Origin of the sequence: Veillonella parvula, assembly GCF_024461875.1 — a bacterium.
Lineage (GTDB): Bacteria > Bacillota > Negativicutes > Veillonellales > Veillonellaceae > Veillonella > Veillonella parvula_I.
This window is the reverse complement of record NZ_JANGAL010000013.1, coordinates 1-1,344: the sequence shown is the minus strand read 5'-3', so window position 1 is coordinate 1,344 and position 1,344 is coordinate 1. Positions and strand designations below refer to the sequence as shown.

Below are 1,344 nucleotides of genomic sequence, written 5' to 3'. Positions count from 1 at the left end.
GTAGCCGTATCGGAAGGTGCGGCTGGATCACCTCCTTTCTAGGGAGACATACACCGAGCCAAGAGCTTGGATGTCACTTAGGTCGACACTTTGGCGAGTAAGTAGACGTAGCATAAGCGCTAGCTGTACTTACACACTTATCATTGTTTGGTTTTGAGAGATCTGTAAAGACTCTCAGATGGTTTAATACCATTTACAATTTAATAGATTTCGATGGCTATCTAGGCGCATGAGATGAACGACGTCGTCGCGTAATGGTAATTACGCAAGACAAGTGAAGCGAATGCAACGACGATAGACGCGAAATATAGGAATTGTTTGTTCTTTGAAAACTGCATAGAAGAATTAATATATATTTGTAAGGTCATCTCTTAGAATTTCTAAGTAGGTTGACCCGAGCACATAGGAAATAATTCTCTGACTTAATGGTGACGTACATGTAAAATGTACGGCTACAAAAAAATGACAATGTATCTAATGCATGTCAATATTATCTCTCATGTATTCAATCATGAGATTTTCGTTAGCATTTGATGTATATCTAGGAGCCTGAGCGAGATGAAGCCGCCGCGTACTATTGTACGTAAGGCAAAATCGAGCGTGAGGCGACGACGATAGGCGCAAATGATAACGCAAAATAAGTAAAGATAATAAGGGCGTACGGTGGATGCCTTGGCGATATCAGCCGAAGAAGGACGCGGTAAGCTGCGATAAGCTACGGAGAGGTGCAAGCAACCTGTGACCCGTAGATTTCCGAATGGGGGAACCCGGCAGTGGTTATGCACTGTCACCCATAGCATAGACTATGAGGAGGGCACCTGGGGAACTGAAACATCTAATTACCCGGAGGAACAGTAATCAAACGAGATTTTCTTAGTAGCGGCGAGCGAACGGGAAAGAGGCCAAACCGGAGCGGGCAACCGCACCGGGGTTGAGGACAGTCATCAAGTGTAAATGAGGTAGAAGAATCGAGCTGGAAAGCTCAGCCGCAGAAGGTGAAAGCCCTGTAATCGAAACCTTGCATACACGGGACTGTATCCAGAGTACCACGAGACACGTGAAACCTTGTGGGAAGCAGGGGGGACCACCCTCCAAGCCAAAATACTGATATCGACCGATAGCGCATAGTACCGTGAGGGAAAGGTGAAAAGAACCCCTGGCGGGGAGTGAAAGAGAACCTGAAACCGTATGTCTACAAACAGTCGAAGTCTGTATATATATCAGGACGACGGCGTGCCTATTGAAGAATGAACCGACGAGTTACTGTTGCTAGCGAGGTTAAGTGGAAAACATGGAGCCGCAGCGAAAGCGAGTCTGAACAGGGCGTTCAGTTAGTAATAGTAG

The 1,344-nt window shown here is 46.1% G+C and carries 1 rRNA gene; it reads left to right on the top strand.

From position 1 onward, the window contains the following. Window positions 1–640 precede the first annotated feature (640 nt). A 23S ribosomal RNA gene (locus tag NE668_RS09680) occupies window positions 641–1,344 on the top strand; the annotation flags it as partial.